The organism is Phycisphaerae bacterium (genome assembly GCA_035275405.1).
Lineage (GTDB): Bacteria > Planctomycetota > Phycisphaerae > UBA1845 > UTPLA1 > DATEMU01.
The window spans coordinates 235,380-253,912 of the sequence record DATEMU010000012.1; the positions used below are offsets into that span (position 1 = coordinate 235,380).

The 18,533-nt window shown below is 62.3% G+C and carries 16 protein-coding genes; 9 read left to right on the plus strand and 7 right to left on the minus strand.

Features of this window, described 5'->3' with window-relative positions; genetic code table 11:
- The first annotated feature begins 48 nt into the window (after positions 1-48).
- Positions 49-1,416, plus strand: a complete 1,368-nt coding sequence (locus VJZ71_13770) for a thrombospondin type 3 repeat-containing protein (GenBank protein ID HKQ49134.1) — start codon at positions 49-51, stop codon at positions 1,414-1,416.
- A gap of 80 nt (positions 1,417-1,496) precedes the next feature.
- Here VJZ71_13770 and VJZ71_13775 read toward each other — a convergent pair whose 3' ends face one another.
- Both VJZ71_13775 and VJZ71_13780 read right to left on the minus strand, forming a co-directional pair.
- The gene (locus tag VJZ71_13775; protein HKQ49135.1) at positions 1,497-1,667 is read right to left on the minus strand and encodes a hypothetical protein; all 171 of its coding nucleotides are present in this window, start codon (positions 1,665-1,667) and stop codon (positions 1,497-1,499) included.
- A gap of 84 nt (positions 1,668-1,751) precedes the next feature.
- Positions 1,752-2,474 (minus strand): methyltransferase domain-containing protein, encoded by a 723-nt coding sequence (locus tag VJZ71_13780; GenBank protein HKQ49136.1) that lies wholly within the window; start codon positions 2,472-2,474, stop codon positions 1,752-1,754.
- Between the two features lie 278 nt (positions 2,475-2,752).
- On the opposite strand from VJZ71_13780, the gene VJZ71_13785 reads away from it, so the two are divergent.
- Positions 2,753-2,917 carry a hypothetical protein gene (locus VJZ71_13785; protein HKQ49137.1) on the plus strand — a complete coding sequence of 55 codons (165 nt, stop codon included), beginning with the start codon at positions 2,753-2,755 and terminating at the stop codon, positions 2,915-2,917.
- Between the two features lie 11 nt (positions 2,918-2,928).
- Here VJZ71_13785 and VJZ71_13790 read toward each other — a convergent pair whose 3' ends face one another.
- The gene (locus VJZ71_13790) at positions 2,929-3,939 is read right to left on the minus strand and encodes a hypothetical protein (GenBank protein ID HKQ49138.1); all 1,011 of its coding nucleotides are present in this window, start codon (positions 3,937-3,939) and stop codon (positions 2,929-2,931) included.
- 495 nt (positions 3,940-4,434) lie between these two features.
- Between VJZ71_13790 and VJZ71_13795 the strand changes: the two genes are divergently transcribed.
- Positions 4,435-5,343: a cysteine hydrolase family protein gene (locus VJZ71_13795; protein HKQ49139.1), complete on the plus strand. Its 909-nt coding sequence runs from the start codon at positions 4,435-4,437 to the stop codon at positions 5,341-5,343.
- A gap of 95 nt (positions 5,344-5,438) precedes the next feature.
- Positions 5,439-5,732 carry a 4Fe-4S dicluster domain-containing protein gene (locus VJZ71_13800; protein HKQ49140.1) on the plus strand — a complete coding sequence of 98 codons (294 nt, stop codon included), beginning with the start codon at positions 5,439-5,441 and terminating at the stop codon, positions 5,730-5,732.
- 25 nt (positions 5,733-5,757) lie between these two features.
- On the opposite strand, the gene VJZ71_13805 is transcribed toward VJZ71_13800, so the two are convergent.
- Positions 5,758-6,138, minus strand: a complete 381-nt coding sequence (locus tag VJZ71_13805; GenBank protein HKQ49141.1) for a (2Fe-2S) ferredoxin domain-containing protein — start codon at positions 6,136-6,138, stop codon at positions 5,758-5,760.
- Positions 6,139-6,314: 176 nt separating this feature from the next.
- Between VJZ71_13805 and VJZ71_13810 the strand changes: the two genes are divergently transcribed.
- From VJZ71_13810 to VJZ71_13830, 5 genes are all read left to right on the plus strand, one after another.
- Positions 6,315-7,790, plus strand: a complete 1,476-nt coding sequence (locus tag VJZ71_13810) for an MFS transporter (GenBank protein ID HKQ49142.1) — start codon at positions 6,315-6,317, stop codon at positions 7,788-7,790.
- A gap of 36 nt (positions 7,791-7,826) precedes the next feature.
- Positions 7,827-9,068, plus strand: a complete 1,242-nt coding sequence (locus VJZ71_13815) for a HEAT repeat domain-containing protein (protein HKQ49143.1) — start codon at positions 7,827-7,829, stop codon at positions 9,066-9,068.
- A 199-nt stretch (positions 9,069-9,267) separates the two neighbouring features.
- On the plus strand, positions 9,268-10,401 hold the full coding sequence (gene pdhA / locus VJZ71_13820; GenBank protein ID HKQ49144.1) for a pyruvate dehydrogenase (acetyl-transferring) E1 component subunit alpha: 1,134 nt from the start codon (positions 9,268-9,270) through the stop codon (positions 10,399-10,401).
- A gap of 108 nt (positions 10,402-10,509) precedes the next feature.
- A complete protein-coding gene (locus tag VJZ71_13825; protein ID HKQ49145.1) occupies positions 10,510-11,490 on the plus strand; it encodes an alpha-ketoacid dehydrogenase subunit beta in 981 nt (326 codons plus the stop codon).
- 83 nt (positions 11,491-11,573) lie between these two features.
- Positions 11,574-13,022 (plus strand): dihydrolipoamide acetyltransferase family protein, encoded by a 1,449-nt coding sequence (locus VJZ71_13830; GenBank protein HKQ49146.1) that lies wholly within the window; start codon positions 11,574-11,576, stop codon positions 13,020-13,022.
- A 383-nt stretch (positions 13,023-13,405) separates the two neighbouring features.
- Here the strand turns inward: VJZ71_13830 and VJZ71_13835 are convergent, their stop codons facing one another.
- The 3 genes from VJZ71_13835 to VJZ71_13845 form a co-directional block, all read right to left on the minus strand.
- Entirely contained in the window at positions 13,406-14,242 is an 837-nt protein-coding gene (locus VJZ71_13835) for a methyltransferase domain-containing protein (GenBank protein HKQ49147.1), read from the minus strand.
- A 79-nt stretch (positions 14,243-14,321) separates the two neighbouring features.
- On the minus strand, positions 14,322-15,833 hold the full coding sequence (locus VJZ71_13840; protein HKQ49148.1) for an alpha/beta hydrolase-fold protein: 1,512 nt from the start codon (positions 15,831-15,833) through the stop codon (positions 14,322-14,324).
- Complete coding sequence (locus VJZ71_13845) at positions 15,830-18,526, minus strand: O-antigen ligase family protein (protein HKQ49149.1); 2,697 nt, start codon at positions 18,524-18,526, stop codon at positions 15,830-15,832. The genes VJZ71_13840 and VJZ71_13845 overlap by 4 nt, the downstream gene beginning before the upstream one ends.
- Positions 18,527-18,533: the final 7 nt, after the last annotated feature.

The window sequence follows — 18,533 nt, forward strand, 5'->3', positions numbered from 1 at the left end:
GTAGTCCTCGCAGAAGAGGCTTCTGGTTCTTAACCACGGAGTATCGCAATGGTCAACGATGGAATCCTGCGATTCAGTCGCATCATGTTCTCGCTCACTGCTTTCACGATCCTAGCCGGAGCGGCCTGTCCCATGGACAGCGACATGGATGGCGTCTCCGACGACGTGGATAACTGCGTGATGACGGCGAACGCCAACCAGGCCAACGCCGACGGGGATAACTTCGGCGATGCCTGCGACAATTGCGACGCGGTCGCCAACAACGACCAGGCCGACGGAGACACCGACGGCTTCGGCGATGCGTGTGACAATTGCCCGACCGTGGCCAACGCGGACCAGGCCGACGAAGATGGCGATGGCATTGGGGATGTGTGCGAGATCCTGGATCTGGTCACCGACGATCCCGTCGCCAGCAGGGTGTTTATCTATCGCGACGTCCGCAACGCGGCCCCGGCGGGTGAGGCGCCGGACGCCATCCTGGACAACGCCACGTCCCTGATCTCGAACCCCAACGCCCTCGAACTCGCCGACAACCGGCTTTTTGTCGGTAACACCGGGACCAATACGGTCACGATCTACAACAATTTCCTGACGATCGCCAGCAACCAGGCCCCCAGTATCATTCTGGACAACGCCGGTTCCGGCATCAGCAATCCCACGGACATGATCGTCTTCAACGGCGACCTGTACGTTGCCTGCGCGGGCAACCAAACGGTGCGGGTCTTCAGAGACGTGACGACGTTGGCGACCAATCAGGCGGCGGACATCGTGCTGGATAACGCGGGCTCGGGGATCACCAACCCGCAGAGCCTGACGGTCGTCGCGGACATTCTTTACGTTGCGAATGACGGCGGCAACACGGTCACCATTTATAACGATGTCGCCACGCTGGCGAACAATCAACCGCCGGACGTGACGCTGAACAATGCCATGTCGCTCATCAGCGGCGCCGAAGAAGTCGAGGTGTTTGACAACATCTTGTACGTCGGCCAGGACAATCCCGGCGAAGGCGGCGTCCTCACCTTCAGCCCCGCCGATGGATTGACCAACAACCAGGCCCCCAACGTCGTGCTGGCCGGTCCGGCACGGATTGACGAGCCGGAGGGTATCGCCTTCAGCGGCGGGCGACTCTGGGTCTCCAACAGCGACGCCGACGCGATCGACATCGTAGGTTTCGACGACCCTGCCACGCTGGTCACCGGCCAGTCGCCCGACGTACGCCTGTCGGATGTCGCGCCGGATCCCGAACAGTTGGCAGGAATTCTGAACACCCTCTGGGTGGCCAGCGAGGATGCGACGTGCATCCACGGCTGGCTCAACGCCGCCGGGATTGAGGACGAGGATCCGCCGGATATTATCCTGTTCGATCCGGCCATGAACGAGCCGAAGGATGTCGTCGTCCGCGAGCGACCGTAGTGACCAGTGAAGGTCAATCACGCAGTGGCCGCTCACCAACCGAACGGGTGGTGAGCGGTCCTTTCTTGCGCAGACATTAACTACGCCGGCGACGTGGTGGCCGTTTCCAGTTCCTTGGGCCGTGCATCGGGTCCGGCTTCCTTGCGGTTCAGGCCGCGGACGACCGCCCAGACGACGGCCAACGTGACCATCATGGCGACGAAGCTGAAGAAGATCTTCTTCAGGTGCGGCGGAAGGTTTTTTAGGATCATCGATGGATTATTTGTGGACCGGCCTGACGCGAGGATGAAAATGCGCTAACGCCGGAGTTATCGCGCGACCGCCCCCAGTGGCCATTACGCCACGCCGACCGTCAAAAAGATCGGCGCCCAGATGCCGGTCTTGCGCTGGCGGACATCGACGAACCCGGCGTCCTCGAAGTATTTTCGCATCACGCTCCACGGGGCGTGAAAGACCTTGGCCTCCGCCGTGCTCTCGGCGCGGGTGATGAAGACGTCGAACAGGACCCAGCCGATGATGTTGTCCCGGAAGCCGTCGATGAGCATCAGCCGGCCGCCGGGGCGCAAAATCCGCTTCATCTCCCGGATCGCGACGGCCTGGTGCGGGTAGTGATGGAAAGAGTGGCTGCACGTCAGCACGTCAAACGACTCATCCGCGAAGGGCAGGTGCTCGGCGTCCCCGTTGACGAATCCCGGGGCGTCTTCAACGGCCTTCGCCTTCGCCGCCGCCACGCCGCACATCGAGGCCGAATAGTCGAGCCCCACCAGCCGCCGCCCCGGCAGGCCGCTGCCCGCCACCATCGCCAGCCACGACCCCGTCCCGCTGCCGATGTCCAACAGGTCGAACTCACGCTCGTCGGCCCGCCGCCAGCGATAGAGCTCTTCCATGAACATCCGATAAGCCGGCCGAAACAGCAGGTGCTGGACAATCGAGGTGTCATAGCTTTGCGCCCACGAATCGAACTCGTGCCGCGCACGATGCTTGACGGCGTGCCGGACAACCGCCGGCTCAGGTGGGGAGGGCGGTGTTGCGGTGTGTTGCGGGTCGGCCTGGGCCATACCACGCCATTCTGGCACGGCTCGCCGGTGTGCGAAAGTCGACGCGAAAGTTTGTCGCCCCCGCGCGGCGGTGTGGTGGGATAGACGGCGTGGATCGCGATCTAAAGTCGACACTCGCCCCGGGACGATACGAGAATGCGGGTCGCCTGGGCGACCCGTGGCCCACAATCTGCGTTCGCAACTCGCCACCACATCGCGCTCGTCGGCGGAGCCGGCTTCGCGTTCACGAGCCTCGGGGATTTTCCACGGGAGCCGGACGCAAGGTCCGGGCGACGGCCATGTCGAAGCGAGAACTTATCGAACGGATCATGCAACTCAATCGGTCAGCCCGTCGCGAGTTTCTGCTCAGCTTCACGGAGAACGAGCTGGCCGATTACCTCCGGCAGCTCGAAGCCGTCGCACCGGCGCCGCTCAAGGCGAAAGCAGTTTGCGCGGTGTACTAAGTTCGGACACCCTAACGATTCTTGTGTTGGGCGAGGATCGCACGGCAGCGGCGGATGATCTGGGAGTCGATGATGTCCGTCGATTCCAGGATTTCCTCGTAGATTGCCCCGGCTTCCCGGCGCTTGCCTTCCTGTGCAAAGGAGTCTGCCGTCCACCACCGGGCCGTCCGTATGCCAATCGCGTCGTTGCCCGCGAACCGCTGCGCCTGTTCGTAATAACTGCGCGCGGTCGAGTAATCGTAGCGATACTCGGACGCGATGCGGCCGGCCAGGATTGCCGATGCCCAGCGCAGGACCGCCGGCAGGCTTTCGGACTGGGCCGCCTCGCTCAATCGGCGCTCGCCGGCCTCGATCAGCCCCGGCGAAACGACCGCGCCGGAATCCAGAATCTGATGCAGCAGTCCGATGCCCGCGCGGAAAGCCGCCTCGGGTCCGACCGTCGCCGGCGCTTCGCGAAGCGGCGGGACGTCCAGTGCGGGAGCGAGCCGCCACGCCGCGTCGAATTCGTCGCGGTTTTCAAAGAGCAGGTACGACTCGTTTTCGCCGCCCGAACGACCCACGGGAACGTAGAGCATCTCCAGCATCCGGGCGCAAGTCCGCGCGCCGACATGATTCAAATGCAATCGATGCTCGGGATCATCAACCGGCTTCGTGCCGCCGCTGACGAGATAGACGTGGTAGAACGCGCGGACCTGGCCCGCGCCGAATTGTGCCGGCGAAGCTTGACCTCCGCGGGCCCGTGACGAAGCCATCGCCTCCGGTGACTCTGCGCGTCCCAGCTTGGCGGCGTCCGGAGATTCATCCGGCGAAGTCGTTCGATCGTCTGGGGCTTCGCCTGCGGCCGGCGCAGCCGATCGACGGGCATCGGGGCGCACCAATCGGCGAGGCTGCTTCCACCATCCCCAATTCCAATCGATCTCGCTGCATCCCGCCGGGAGGATAAGAAAGGTCGCGGCGACCAGCGTTCCGCAGCAACGGAATGCCGGCCACGGGAATCTACTGGCTACGGGGCATGCGGACATAAAATGATCGAAATCAACTCCAAAGGGGTTCGGTCCCCCCGGAACGTGATCCCCGAACCGGGGGTAGTTCGATTGTAACGGGGATTGACATGGGCGACATGCGCCAACGAAATGCGGTTTCAACGACATCCGGAGGCTTAATGCATCGTTAACATGGAGAAGCCTTACCGGAAATGCGCTTTAACGGGGCTGCACGGAGGGACCACGATAGAGATCGTCCGCAAAGATGCCGGGAATCGGTCCCCCTGCACGGATTCGGGCATGGATCCACTATTTTTGAAATCTTCACTCGCCAAGCTCGTACGGAGGGTGTAAGATTTTCCAGAGTGAAGGGGAAGCGCATATCATCGAACGACTGGGACTCTAATCCTTCTCCGTGATTTTCCTGGGGCTTTCCCTTCCTCACAGGCGGTTGTCCCGCGACCGGGCCTGTGAAAATCGTCAGCGATTGTCGCTGGAGTGAGAGAAACGGAATTGGGCGAGGGGAGGCGGAGGATGAGCGTTGCAGCGCGCCGCAATTCGTTCAATCGAATACTGGTAGATCTCAACACGCAATGTGATCTGTTATTGCCTCGCGGGGCGTTACCGGTCACCAATCGCACGGAGATCCTGCCGAACATCAGACGTCTGATCAATTGGGGTCGCATCGAGGCCCTGCCGGTGATCTCGACGTTGGAAGCGCATCGCCCCGGCGAATCGATCCAGGGCCTGCCGTCCTATTGCATTGATCGCACTTCGGGGCAGCGCAAGCTGCCCTTTACGTTGCTTCCCCGCCGCATCATCTGCTCGGGCGACAACACGTTCGATTTGCCTCTCGATATCTTCCGCCGCTACCAGCAGGTCATCTTCACCAAGCGCAAGCGCGACTTTCTTTCCAATCCCAAGGCCGACCGGCTGGTGAATCTGGTGGCATCGCACCACCTCGTGGTCTTCGGCACCGTGGCCGAGCATTGCGTCAAGGCGGCGGTCCTGGGCCTTCTGGCCCGGCAACACCGCATCGCGGTTGTCACCGATGCGTGCGGATTCTGGAGCGCTGGCGATGCAGAGCTGGCCATGCGCCAGTTGGATGCCAAGGGCGCGGTACTGGTAACGACGGAAGAGCTGGTCTCCGGGGCCGCCGACGAGCGGATCAGGGCCAGCCGGCCGATGATCTTTTCCGATACCGAGGAGCCCGAAGCGGCCTACACCGCGGGTAACGGCAACGGAAATGGAAACGGCCGCAATGGTCACGCCAAGTCCAACGGAAACGGCAAGCCCGCGATTGATCTTTCGCGGATCGGCCCCGCCAAGTCCGCCCCAACGTCGGTGGAGGACGTCTCCGAGCTTCGCCTCCCTCCGGTCGCTCGCACTCGGCGCCAGGGGTTGGGCACGTCGGCGGCCAAACCGCCGACGGGACTTGCTTGAGGACCCGCCGGGAACTATCTTCCCTCGACCCACGAAGCCTCCGCCGCCCCGGCGGTCGTCGATCGGGCGTTTTCCGGAAAGCGTATTAGCATCGCATGGCGAAGAAACTCCCCAAGCAACTGGCCATCCTCGACGAGGACATCTGCACCGGCTGCGACGCCTGCGTGACGGTCTGCCCGGTCGATTGCATCGACAAGATCAAAGACCCGTTGCACCCGCGATATGCGATGGGAATTTGCACGATTGATTTGCAGGTGTGCATCGGCTGCAAGCTGTGCGCGCAAGTTTGCCCGTGGGACGTGATCACGATGGTGCCAACGGATCAAGTGCTGGTGCAGGACAAATACCGCGAGCTGCTCGCGCCGGAGCAGTTGGCGATGGCGAAGTAGCACGGTTCGCGGCGAGCACCTTCAACTAGCGTCCCAACCCTAGCTGCACCGTTCCCCCACCCTTGTGACGGCATCGCTCCGTATCGATGCACTCCGGCGGGAGGCGCAGTCGCTCGACCGGTTTGCCGCCGACGAGGTGCGATTCGAGGATCTCATCCACGTCCTCCATCTTCACAAATCCATACCACACCGCCTCGGGATAGACGACGATGGTCACACCATGTTCGCACTGATCGAGGCAGCCGGCCGTGTTTACGCGGATTTTCCGCTTGAGACCACGCTGCTCGACGAGCTCCTTGAGCCGCTCGCGGATCGCGACGGAGCCCTTCGCCGAGCAGCAGCCACGCGGATGCCCCTCGTCGCGGGCGTTCGTGCAGACGAAGACGTGCTTTTCAAACGCGGGCATGTTCCACCGTGTGAATTGTTGAGAGGATGATAGCGAACGGCGGCGCGACCGCAACGCGATTCCGTCGCGCCGCTGTATCCCGAATGTTCAGTCGTTTGCCAGTGACCAACGGCGCGGTTATACCTTTCCGCTCATAAACGACGGCGGCCTCGGCGGTCGCCCTACGGTGACCTACGATGTCGCAGCCCGCGTCGACGACTCCCCCGGCGATCGAGTACGCAGTCGCCAAACAGCCCAAACACCCGCCCGGCTATCGGCTGCGCCGGGGGCAGAACTGGTTTTTCCTCGGCTTAACGTACGCCTCTTATTACTTTTGCCGCTACAACCTGGGGATCGTGGCCCCCGAATTCAAATCCGCCCTGGGATTTAGCAACACCCAATACGGCGCCATCGACGCGGCCCGGAATTGGGCCTATGCCATCGGGCAATTCGTCAACGGCCTCTTTACCGACCGGCTCGGCGGCAAGCAGGCCATGACCATCGGGGCTCTGGGGACCGTCGTTTTGAACCTCCTCTTCGGCCTCACAGCGTGGTCCCACTTCGTTTGGCTCTTTGCCGCGCTGTTCGTGATTCGCATGTTCGACGGCTACATGCAGGCATTTGGCGCTCCGGGCATGGTCAAGATCAACACGGCATGGTTTCGCCGACAGGAACGCGGCGCGTTCGCGGGCATCTTCGGGTTTATGCTCAACCTGGGACAAACAGGCGTGGGACAACTCGCTTCCATGCTGGCCGCGGGTTTTTCGGTTCCACTTATTTTCTACACGTTGACCGTGCCGCACCTGGATTGGCGGTACATGTTCATCATTCCCCCGGCCGCGGTCCTTGTCATTGTCGTCCTCATGAACCTGATGGTGAAGAATCACCCTGAGGAGGCGGGCTTCCGCATCCTCCACGATGACGAGGATCCCAACGACGATCCTCATGCGCGCATCCACCTTGCCGAAGTCTTTCGGAAGATCACATCTAATTCCATCGTCTGGATCGTTGCCGGGGCCTATTTCTGTACCGGCTTTGTTCGCACAGCGATCTTTGCCTGGTACGCGATCTATTTGAAGGAAGCATGGGGAGTTGGAAAAACAGGATACGGCGCCAACCTGTTCTGGTGGTTCACGACGATTCTGCTGCCCTTTCTGGCGTCGTTTGGTTCGCTGGGTTCCGGCTATGTTTCCGACCGGCTTTTCAAGGGGCGGCGGGCGCCGGTCGCTGCGGGCTTGTACTTTGCGCAAGCGATCTTCACGATCCTCGCCATTCTCATGTCCGTCGGATACTTTCCTAGCTCCCTGGGTTTGGCGATTACGTTGATTCTCGGAATACACATCGCTTGCAATGCGACGCACTCCATCCTCGGCACCGCCGCCGCGATGGACTTGGGCGGGCGCAAAATGGCCGGATTTGCGGCAGGGGTCATCGATTCTTTTCAGTACATCGGGGCAGGCCTTGCGGGCCTCGGCCTCGGGTGGTTCCTGGATCAATTTGCAATCACACCCCCACCCGCGACCACGGTGCCCGCGGTTATGCCCAGTGCCGTACTTAAATTGATGAGTCCCACCGTCTGGTTCTCTTCCATGCTTCCGTTTGCCCTCTTGGGTACCATTCTCATGACCTACCTGTGGATCTGCCATCGCGGAAAAGACACCCGCGGAACCTAACGACTTGTGGCCGGGACCGGTCGTATAATCAGAACGATGAGACCGCGCGGAGCTAGTCGGGCGTGCGTCGGGGTGGTCGGGCTTTCGTTCCTGGCCCTATTCGCGCCGCCTGCGCAAGCCGACACCTTCCACCTCAAAGGCGGCGGTCAGGTCGAGGGTCAGGTGCTCGAAGACCGCGGCGAGGCGCTGCGGGTACGGACGACCATCGGCACGGTCGACCTCGACAAGGAGCAAATCGTCAAACAAATCGCAGGCCCGTCGCCGTGGGAGCGCTACGACGTCGAGAAGAAACGCTACACGAACACGGCCTCCGATCAATTCCGCCTTGCCCAGTGGTGTGCGAAGAACGGCCTGCGTTCCGAAGAAATCGATCACCTCCGCCGGGTTATCAAGCTCGACCCCGAGCACGCCGCGGCGCGCAAGGCGCTGGGTTTCGTCAAGGACAAGGGGCAGTGGGTGAAGCGACCGGTGCGCCCGCCGCCTGATCCCGCCCAGCGCCAGGCGAAAAAGCAGGCCAAGTCCGACGACGAAAAGATCCGCAGGATCGTCGCCGAGTGGTTCGTGCAGGTGCAGGCGATCCATCGCGGCCGACTCGAGGGCGAGGTCGATCCGACGACCAAGCGCTTCCGCGACGGTCGCGAGCAGATTCTTTCGATCCGCGAGCCGTTGGCCCTACCGGCTATCACGACCATCCTCAGCGCGGGTACCGACCTTGTCCGGCGGCTGATGGTCGAATCCCTGGCGCAGTTCGACGTCGACGAGGCCACGATGAACCTCGTCGTCGTCACGCTGCTGGACCCCTCCCCGGCGATCCGCAAGGCGGCGGCGATCGAACTCGTTGAGCGCAACGATCCGCGGATTGTCGGCACGCTGCTTGACGCCTTGAATAATGGCGAGGAATTTGTGTTGCGCAACGCGGCGACCGCCCTCGGCTTTTTGAAGGCCGGGGAGGCCGTCGAGGACCTCATCGCTCACCTCTCCATTGAGACGCGGCAGAGCGTGCTCGTCTCCGGCCCGGTCTACCTGGACAGCATCTGGCACGTCTTTGGCCGCTCGCGGCAATACTGGTGGGGCGACGACCCCTTCTGGTACCAGCCCGCGTGCATCGGCTGCCTCGGCCCCGGGACGCTCATCGGCACGACGACGTGGCGCGAGGTGCACTGGGTCTCCATCCACCGGACGGAGGTGCAGGAGGCGCTGATCGCGATCACCGGCCAAAACCTGGGCTTCGACGCGGAGGCATGGCGGTTGTGGTGGAAGCAGAACGGGAAGAAGTAAACGCCGCCGCGCTGAATTCGATCGTTTCATTCTGTTCGTCAAACCCCCCTTAGAGCAGCCCGGCTTTGGCAGTCGGGCGGGGGCCGTTACAATGGGTCTGCCAAGGGTGTTTGGAAACAAGGGCTAATCTTGGTAGGCTTGGGAAACAGCCGTCGGCGGCTGGTCTCCACGGTGAGGGGGCAAAGGCGAGGAAATACGCGTGCCGCGAGGAAAGATTGAGCTTTGCAACAAGGTCGAGTCGCTCTCGATCCTGGACCCGGACGGAAACGTCGATGCGGCCCTGGATCCGAAGCTGGAGCCGCACGAGCTGCGCAAGCTCCTCCGCGGTTTGCTTGTCGCCCGGCGCTACGACGAACGGATGCTCAAGCTCCAGCGCCAGGGGCGGATCGGGACGTATGGACCGGCCCTGGGTCAGGAGGCGGCCTCGCTGGGACCGGCCTATGTGTTGGCGAAGACCGATTGGTTCGTGCCGTCGTTTCGCGAGCCGGCGGCGATGATCTATCGCGGCTGGCCGATCGAAAAGCTCATCCTCTGGTGGGGCGGCAACGAGTACGGCGCGACCGTGCCGAAGGACCTGCGTGACCTGCCGATCTGTGTGCCGGTCTCGAGCCAGTGTCTCTACGCGGCGGGAGTGGCGTGGGGCTGCAAGCTGCGCAAGGACGGATCGGCGGTCATCTGCTTCCTCGGCGACGGCGGTACGAGTGAAGGAGATTTCCACGAGGCGATGAACGTGGCGGGGACGTTCAAGCTGCCGCTGGTTTTTGTCATTCAGAATAATCAATGGGCGATCTCGCTGCCGCGTGCGAAACAGTGCGCGTCGGCGACGCTGGCGCAAAAGTGTCTGGGGTACGGTTTTGACGGCATTCAGGCCGACGGCAATGACATCCTGGCCATGATCGTCGCGGCCGGTGAGGGTCTTGCCCGGGCCAAGAGCGGCGGGGGGCCGACGCTGATCGAGGCGATCACCTACCGACTGGGCGTGCATACGACGGCGGACGACCCCAAGAAGTACCGCAAGGACGAAGAGGTGGAGGAGTGGAAGGCCCGCGACCCGCTGTCGCGGTTTTACAAGTATCTGAAGAAGCGACAGATCATGGACGACAAGGCCCGCGATCTTTTGGAAGAGGAAATCTCCAGGGAGATCACCGAGGCGATCGAAAAGGCAGAGAAGTTCGAGCCCAACGTGACCGAGCCGTTCCAGCATTGTTTTGCGACGCTGCCGAACCACCTGGAAGCGCAGTTGGCGGAGTTTCAGGCCTACCTGGAGGTGGGGTCGAACGGCGACGGCAACTCCACCGGGCAGGACTCGCAGGTGTACCGAAGCGTCCACTAAGCACAGATTAGGAAAAAGTGAATCCACAGATGACGCAGATAAACACAAATGATTGTCCTGATTTATCTGTGTTCATCTGCGCTATCTGCGGATAATCCGGAGTAGTCGATGGCACAATTGACGATGGCAAAAGCCCTCAACCTCGCCATGCGCGAGGCGATGCTGGAAGACCCGACGACGATCATCCTGGGACAGGACGTCGGTCAGGACGAGGGCGTCTTTCGCATTACCGAAGGGCTCCTGAAGGAATTCGGCGCGGAGCGAGTCGTGGATTTCCCCGTGGCGGAGTCGGCGATCGCCGGGGTGGCGATCGGCCTGTGCTTCGCGGGATTCCGGCCGATCGCCGAAATGCAGTTCTCCGGCTTCGGCTACCACGCCTTTCACCAAATCGAAAACCACGCCAGCCGGTTTCGCAATCGCACACGCGGTCGTTACACGTGCCCAATGGTCGTGCGGATGCCGTACGGCGGTGGGATTCGGGCGATCGAGCACCACAGCGAAAGCCGCGAGGCAATCTGGGCACACCTGCCCGGGCTGAAAGTTGTGATTCCCTCCGGACCCCGCAATGCGCGGGCGCTCCTGCGGGCGTCAATCTTCGATCCGGACCCGGTCATCTTTTACGAACCGAAGGCGTGTTACCGCGCCTTTAAGGAAGAAGTGCCCGACGAGCCCGAGACGATGGAGATCGGCAAGGCGCAGATTGTCCGCGAAGGTCACGACGTCACGATTGTTTCGTACGGCGCGTCGATGCGGCCGGTCTTGGAGGCCGCCGAGGAATTAGAAGAGGAGCACCAGATCGACGCTGAATTGGTCGACCTGCTCTCGCTCGTGCCCATGGACACCCAGACGATCACCGAATCGGTCAAGAAAACGGGCCGCTGCGTCGTGGTCCACGAGGCCCCGCGCAACTGCGGGCCCGCCGCGGAGATCATCGCCCGGATCGTCGAGAATGCGATGATGTTTCTCGAGGCGCCGATCCAGCGCGTCACGGGCTATGACCTCGTGCTGCCGTTCTTTAATCTGGAGCGGCCGTACATGCCCGATTCGCGGAAGATCGTCACGGCGGCGCGGGAAGTGGTCGGATATTAGCATCAATGGCCGGGCGGCCCCTTGTTGGCGCAGGGCGCGCAATGTCCGGCTTAGTTCTTCAACAGGAACCGAAAGCACTACAGATGGCGAAGGAATTCAAGCTACCGGACCTCGGCGAAGGCATCCACGAGGCGGCGATCGTCAATGTGAACGTCGCCGAGGGCGATACGGTCAAGGAAGATCAGATGGTGATGGAAGTGGAGACGGACAAGGCGGCCGTCGAGCTGCCCGTGCCGTTCGCGGGGAAGATCACCAAGCTAAACGTGAAAAAGGGCGACACCGTTAAGGTGGGCTCCGTGCTGCTGACGGTGGATGGCGGCGATGGGGAGGCACGAGGCGAGGAAAATAATGCGCCTGCGTCCCACCGGCCTGCCGCTCGGCGCGACGAGGAGGAAACGGAAGAAGGCCAGGCAGAAGATACCGAAGAGACAGCGGAAGAGCCGGAAGAAGAATCTGAGCGTCCGCCATCGCGCGAAGTCCCCGAACCGCGCCGCGCGGCTGCAGGAGACGAGGGCCCCGCCTCGCGCGAAAGCGGACCGATCCCCGCCGCACCGGCGATTCGGCGCCAGGCCCGCGAGATGGGTATCGATCTGCGCGAAGTCCACGGCACCGGTCCCGGCGGTCGAATCGTCCGCGAAGACCTCGAACGATTTCAACTTGCCGGACCGACCGGCCAGGGTCGAAGGCCCACCCCCAAGACCGCACCGCCTGCAGAGAAGCCCGCAGCGGCCAAGCCCGTTGCCGAGAAGCCATCGGCCCCATCACGTGCGCCGGCAGCGCCCGCAGCGGCGCCCGCTCCCGCGGAGGCCATGCCCGACTTTTCGTTCTGGGGACCCGTGAGGCGGGAGGCCATCCCGCAAATCCGCAAGGCGATCGCCCGTGCGATGGTCCGTTCGGTCACAACCATCCCGCACGTGACGCACGCGGACGAAGTGGACATTACCGACCTGGAGTCGTTCCGCCGGGAGCAGAGCGAGATCTTCGCGGACAAGGGAGCGAAGCTGACGCTGACGGCGTTTGTGGTGAAGGCGGTCGCAGGCGCCCTGCGTCAATTTCCCCAATTCAATGCGTCGTTTGACGATGCGCAAGCGGAGATCATTTTTAAGGACTACGTGAACATCGGGATTGCGGTGGACTCCCCCAAGGGCTTGGTCGTACCCGTCCTGCGCGACGCGGATCGCAAGGGGCTGCTGACGATCTCGAAGGAGTTGAAGGAGATTGGAGACAAGGCACGCGATTTCAAGCTCGACATCGCGGAGATGCGCGGCGGGACCTTTACGGTCACGAACGTCGGGGCCATGGGGGGGACAATGGCTACACCGATCATCAACTGGCCCGAGGTCGCCATCCTGGGCATGGGCAAGCTGGACCTCAAACCGGTCGTCCGAGACGGCCAGATTGTGGCCCGCAAGATCCTGCCGTTATTCCTGTCGTTCGATCATCGTGTGATCGACGGGGCCGATGGGGCCCGGTTTATCCGGGCGATCATGGGCTATCTGGAGAACCCCCTCAACCTGCTTCTGGTGTCATGAGTCGTTCGAGAGATTACAGAAAATTGATATTTCGCATCTTGACACTCGAAGATTATACTCTTATGCAATTGGAGTAACGGCCCGCAGTTGGTTGTGGGCCGGTGGTTATGGTTTTGGAAGGAGTTTCGAAATGTCAGAGTGGCTTTTTATTCTTGGCACAATCCTCATGTTTCCGATCGCGGCGATTCTTTGGCTCGCAGAGATCTTTGTCTTCGTCCTGTAATCCGCGGTCACGTGCTGGATAGGCGGCAACTGCGCGGAATTTGCCAACTTCCGGTGCGTATTTCAAGCGTGACGCGCGCTAACGTCCAGGCCCGCTGGGGTTGGCGTCTGCGCGCGTCTTTGCATGCGCTTTCAAGAATAGTGAACCGGCACTGGGCGGGTTAGCATCGACGAATATTGAACAGGTCGTAGGTCAGCCATCCCCGGCGGAGCATTCGTTCGACGGCACACAGGTAGAAGAATCTCCGGCGGTATCCGCGAGCCGCCGACCATCCGGCCCGGCTGATTTCGGCCAGCCCGTCGCGAAGCGAATCCGCGGATTGTCGCGACACATCTTCCTGTCTTTCCAGGTGCAAACCGGCGGCGCGGAATGCATCCGCGTATTGTTCCGGCGACCAGAGTTTCGCGTGGGTGCTGAACTGCGTGGGCAGGTGATTGAGGAGGCCCAGGACGGCAAAAAGCGTCTTGCGGCGCGTGCAGATATCTCCCAGGCACAACGTCCCGCCGGGCTTGAGGATTCGACGGCACTCGCGAATGAAGGCCGGCTTGTCTTCATAATGCAGCGCGGACTCAAGATTGAAGATCACGTCGACCGACGCGTCGTGAATGGGCAGGCGAACGGCGTCGCCCTGGAGAAAGATCGGTCGCCGGGACCTTTGTGACCATCGCGCCTCCGCCTCACGAACGCTTGCCACGCAATATTCAATACCGATCAGGCGCGCCGGCCGGTAGCGTTCAAAGATCCAACCACTGGGACCGCCGATTCCGCAGCCGACATCGACGACGGTGCTTTCGGGGCCGATGGGGACCATGCCCAGGAGCCGCCAGACGAGATCCTTCTGGTGCTGGTCGAACGAGCCGCGACCGACGGCCTCGGCATAGCCAGCGTTATAACCCAGCAGGCCCGTCGCCTTGGACAGGCGCAGGTTTGGTTGGTAGAAAACCTCCAGGTTTCGCTGAGAAAGGAGCCGCGAATCACCGTGCAAGTGCGCCGTCATGTCTTACCGCTCCGTCCAACCCGGGCCGGCCCGCGCTCACCATTAGCGCCGTCCTATTGTAGCAACCCCCTACGCCGGCTCAAGGAGTTTGTCGGCGGGCCGGTTGCGTCTCCGGTAACGCGACGCAATTGCTCATTTCCCGCAACATGGCCCGAAATGGCGGTGAAAAGAGGATCGTGCCGTGGTCCTTGCCCGGTTCCATAAACACACGCGCATCGCTGCCGAGTTTGGCCAACGCTTCCTTTAGACGCTGGGTGGCTCCTTCGAGGTAGAAATTATCTTCCTCGCCCATGATCACAGTAATTTTTCCCGCCAGCCTGGGGCCGACCGTGGGCCATTCGCGCTGGAGCTTGTCCACGATGTCGAAACGTCGCCAGGCCCTGACGACATCGGCGTCGATCTTTCCCGTCTTTCGATCCCAGAGCCGAAGAGGCCTGCCGTCCTTGCCGCGCGGGCCGAAGACCGCCTCAAAGGAGTGCAGTTGACCGCCGGGTCCGATGACGTCCTCCATCCGCGCAAAGTCCTTGAGGAGCAGCCGGACCTTGCCGTCTTCGCGCATGATCGGGCGCGGCTGTCCCTTCGCGTCGTTGAAAAAATTGGAGGCCGGGTCATAGAGATCGATCCCCGAGAAATCGTGAAAGTTCACCGAATCCGGCGAGGTGGACCACACCCCGCCGAAATAGTCCGGGTAAGTAATCTGCAGCCACAGGCTGCTCCAGCCGCCCGATGAATGTCCGGTCAAGAGCCGCGCCTTCGGTTCGGGGATGAGCCGGAATTCCTTCTCCAGATGCGGGATCAGTTCCTCGACCAGCGCGGCGCCCCACGGGCCGTTGTTGTCCGAGTCGGCATAGACGTGATGGCCCAGCGGGCACACCCCGTCGAGACCGATCCGTACGAAGGGCTCCTTCGATATCCCCAGCACTTGGGCATACATCGCCGCTCCGCGATGGTCGGCGCCGAAGCCGGGAATGACGTAGATCGCATTGAACCGGCGTTGGGGCTCTTTTTCATACACCTCCGGCAAGACCACCACCGCCCGCAAAAAGATATCGCGCCCATGAAAACTCGAGAGAAGTTTGCTCTTAAGCCGGAGCTCCTTTGCCAGCGGAAGGTTCATCTCCGATTTGCGGGACGCCACAATTTGATTGATGCGGAGGGGCACGACGCCCGACGTCGCGGGATCGAGTTTGCGCTTGGCCGGCTTACTGTATAAATTGCCCTCGGCCGTGCCGGAATGGGGCACATCGGGGTTGGTGTGCAGAACCGCCTGGATCGCGTAACGCCCTTTGGGGAGCTCGCGGAGGGGGAAGGGAAAACCGTCCGGGTTGGTAATATGAAGCACCTCGCCCGGTTTCCAGTCACGTACCTCCTGGCCAAAGACGGGTTGCCGGCTGAGCCACGAGTGCGAAGCGCGCGGCTCGCCGCTGAGCTTGTCCGACAGGAAGAGGATGATCCGGCCGGTGAACGGCGTAGAGCGGACGGCGGGATCAAATTGAACGGCGAATTCCAACGGCTTCGCCGGAGTGGGCTCCGCGCTCGCCGGGGCGCTCCAACAGAGCAGTAACAGCAGCAAAGCGAGCCGTCTGGTCATTTGGACTCCTGCGGTTGGACGGCCAAAAAGCGTTGTGCGATCCGGGCGACCCGCAGAAACTCGGGCGGCCGCCGTTCCTCAGGCGTTTCCCGGTACGTTTGGATCAGCTCCACGGCGATCCGCCCCAGTACGGCGTCGACGGCTTCCTGCGTAGGTTGGGAGAGGCTCCAGCCGATTCGCACTTGGGCCGACCGGGCGTCACCCGTGGCGATCAGGTGCAATTTCGCCGAAAAAAGAAGCAACTGGGACAATTCCTCGGTTCGCGAAGCCACCACGGCCGCCCCCAGTTCAGATGGTTTGCCCTTGTCATCGATATCACCGGCGATGCCCACGCGTACCGATTCTTCCGCTTCGACGATTCTCTTGAAGGCCTCCGCATATTGCTGCGGATCGGCGTCGAAAAGGAGCCGCGCCGCGCCATACCAGGCGTCGGCCACGGCGGGCAGGGGTCGGGCAACCGGCGAATTCGAGTCATCCAATCGCTGATAGGCCTCGGCGGCCAGTCGCTGAAGCTCGGCGGCCTCGGCGAAGCGTTTCAATGAAGCGAAGCGGAGCGCCTCGACGCGCAAGACTTCCGGCGCGAGCGGATCCTTCCAGTCTTTTTCGGATGGCTTGGTAACATCTTCCTTGGCCAGTTCGACGCGTGTGGGCCACTGACCGATTCCCTCCTGCGTTCCGAGCGAGCGGGTGGCCGGGCCGACCAGCCATCGGCTCATCGCCCCGCTGCGCAGACCTCGGCAGACGGCCTCGAGGTTTTCCACCGGTCCGCGGCCGGCGATATTAGTGAGCAGAACGTTAGCCTGGGTGTCGTACGGATTGACGTCGCGGAGGTAAACATCGAGCGTTGCGACGGCGGCCTGCGTGTCGCCAGTGCTATTCTGCGCCTCGGCGAGCCGAAAGCCGCTGTCAAGGTAACCGGGGCTGGCGCGAACCAGTTCGCGCCACGTCGCCACGGCCTTCTCGCCCCAGTACCGGGTCATTTCCGTCTCACCGGTGGTATCTTCCGGACGCCGCAGTGCCGGCGGCACTCGGGAGCTGCGCAACAGATTGGCCTGCACCGTTCCGAGATCGAAGCGCGTGGACAGCCATCGACTCGTGCCAGAGCGGCGTGTCGCCCGTTCAAGCCTTTCGGCGGCCGTTGCCGCGTCCTGATTCATCAGTGCACGACCCCCTGCGTGCAGAACAGCAGTGCGGAAATCATTCGCCACGACGGCGAGAATTGCGACGGCGACGACCGCGGCCGCGATGCGGACAGCTTTTGACGCCGGAGCCGATCGCGGTGTGACGCGCGCATCCATGGCCCCGCGACTAACGGCCAGCGTCAATCCCAGCAGCGTCCAATACCAACCCTGAAGAATCGGATGCCGCAGATTGACGCTGCTCGCCTCCGAGACGCAGACCACCACCACGCCTGCGATCAAGGCGAGCACCACCGTTCGCTCCGCCCCTTTTGTCCGACTCCAGCGCCGGGCACCGGCGAAGATCACGCCAATCGGCAGGGCGAGGTAAAACAATCCCCCGGGCAGTCCCAGTTCAAACGCGGCCTGGAGCCATTCGTTGTGGCCTTCCGCATCGAGGTTGCCGTGCAGGACTTTCGGCTGTTCGGCGCGCTGTCGGGCCAGAGCCGTCATCGCCGTCGGCATGAATTGATCGGGTCCCACGCCCCAGAGTGGATTGCGCGAGAGGGAATCCAGCATCAGCTTCCAATAAGTCGCGCGGATCTTCAGAGGCACGCTCACGGCGGCCTCGGGGCTCCGCGCCTGATCGCGGACGTACCACCCGGCAGCCGTCAGTCCGACGAGCACTGCGGCGCTCAATGCAACGCGATTCATCTTGCCGGAGTACTGCATCCATAGGACCAGACCGCCCGCCGCCCCCACGCCGACGACCAGCCCCAGCCAGGCCCCCCGCCTCCCCGCGAAAAACAGCAAGGCGAGCGAACACACCAGGACCACGACGGCCAGGACGATGGCGAGTAGGGAAGGAGAATTCGATCGACCGGCATGCCCGGCTTGTTCGACGATTTTTCTGTTTGCGCGGCGCTGGAGTATCGCGCCGAACAGCCAAACGATCGCGATACTGCTCCACAAGGCGCCGAGGGACGCGGTCAGCGTGATCGGACCGACGGGCAGTTGAAAATACGCCTCGCCAAGTTCCTGGCGATGTATGATGGAAAGGACCGCCCCCGCCGCTGCTACGATCCCAGCGGCAAATATTGACCACCGAACGTGTGCCCACGTTTCGATTCGAGATAGAACAATCGCCCACCCCATCCCGCAGGTCGTCCAGAAGATCCAGCCGCGCGAGGATTCCCACGATCCGTTCTTCCATGCCGACGCACAGGCCAATACCAGCGTCGTCAGGGCGAGCGCTTCAAACCACCAGGCGGACAATCCGCTCATCGGCCCCCTGAACGTGTCGCCCCGAAGCAAGGTAATGAGCCCCAGGCACAACGCTAGCCCGACCGGCACGGCATATTCCCGAAGATCTGTCAATTGTGTCAGCGCGATGGGGGCCGTTAGCAATCGATCCACGCCCAGCGGAAACGATGGCAAGCCGGGGACTTCGCATAGGAGAAGCGTGCAGGCAAAAAGGACTATGCCGACGACGATCGCGACGAAACCGGAGAATGGCGCGCGCGGCGCGGGCACTTCGGGTAGCGGTACCGGTCTAGCTGAGCGGTGTTTGCTCATGGATGCA

Bases quoted from the DNA above. Each gene is read 5' to 3' on its own strand.
- VJZ71_13770 (HKQ49134.1), top strand. From the start codon at position 49: ATGGTCAACGATGGAATCCTGCGATTCAGTCGCATCATGTTCTCGCTC.
- VJZ71_13775 (HKQ49135.1), bottom strand. From the start codon at position 1,667: ATGATCCTAAAAAACCTTCCGCCGCACCTGAAGAAGATCTTCTTCAGC.
- VJZ71_13780 (HKQ49136.1), bottom strand. From the start codon at position 2,474: ATGGCCCAGGCCGACCCGCAACACACCGCAACACCGCCCTCCCCACCT.
- VJZ71_13785 (HKQ49137.1), top strand. From the start codon at position 2,753: ATGTCGAAGCGAGAACTTATCGAACGGATCATGCAACTCAATCGGTCA.
- VJZ71_13790 (HKQ49138.1), bottom strand. From the start codon at position 3,939: ATGTCCGCATGCCCCGTAGCCAGTAGATTCCCGTGGCCGGCATTCCGT.
- VJZ71_13795 (HKQ49139.1), top strand. From the start codon at position 4,435: ATGAGCGTTGCAGCGCGCCGCAATTCGTTCAATCGAATACTGGTAGAT.
- VJZ71_13800 (HKQ49140.1), top strand. From the start codon at position 5,439: ATGGCGAAGAAACTCCCCAAGCAACTGGCCATCCTCGACGAGGACATC.
- VJZ71_13805 (HKQ49141.1), bottom strand. From the start codon at position 6,138: ATGCCCGCGTTTGAAAAGCACGTCTTCGTCTGCACGAACGCCCGCGAC.
- VJZ71_13810 (HKQ49142.1), top strand. From the start codon at position 6,315: ATGTCGCAGCCCGCGTCGACGACTCCCCCGGCGATCGAGTACGCAGTC.
- VJZ71_13815 (HKQ49143.1), top strand. From the start codon at position 7,827: ATGAGACCGCGCGGAGCTAGTCGGGCGTGCGTCGGGGTGGTCGGGCTT.
- VJZ71_13825 (HKQ49145.1), top strand. From the start codon at position 10,510: ATGGCACAATTGACGATGGCAAAAGCCCTCAACCTCGCCATGCGCGAG.
- VJZ71_13830 (HKQ49146.1), top strand. From the start codon at position 11,574: ATGGCGAAGGAATTCAAGCTACCGGACCTCGGCGAAGGCATCCACGAG.
- VJZ71_13835 (HKQ49147.1), bottom strand. From the start codon at position 14,242: ATGACGGCGCACTTGCACGGTGATTCGCGGCTCCTTTCTCAGCGAAAC.
- VJZ71_13840 (HKQ49148.1), bottom strand. From the start codon at position 15,833: ATGACCAGACGGCTCGCTTTGCTGCTGTTACTGCTCTGTTGGAGCGCC.
- VJZ71_13845 (HKQ49149.1), bottom strand. From the start codon at position 18,526: ATGAGCAAACACCGCTCAGCTAGACCGGTACCGCTACCCGAAGTGCCC.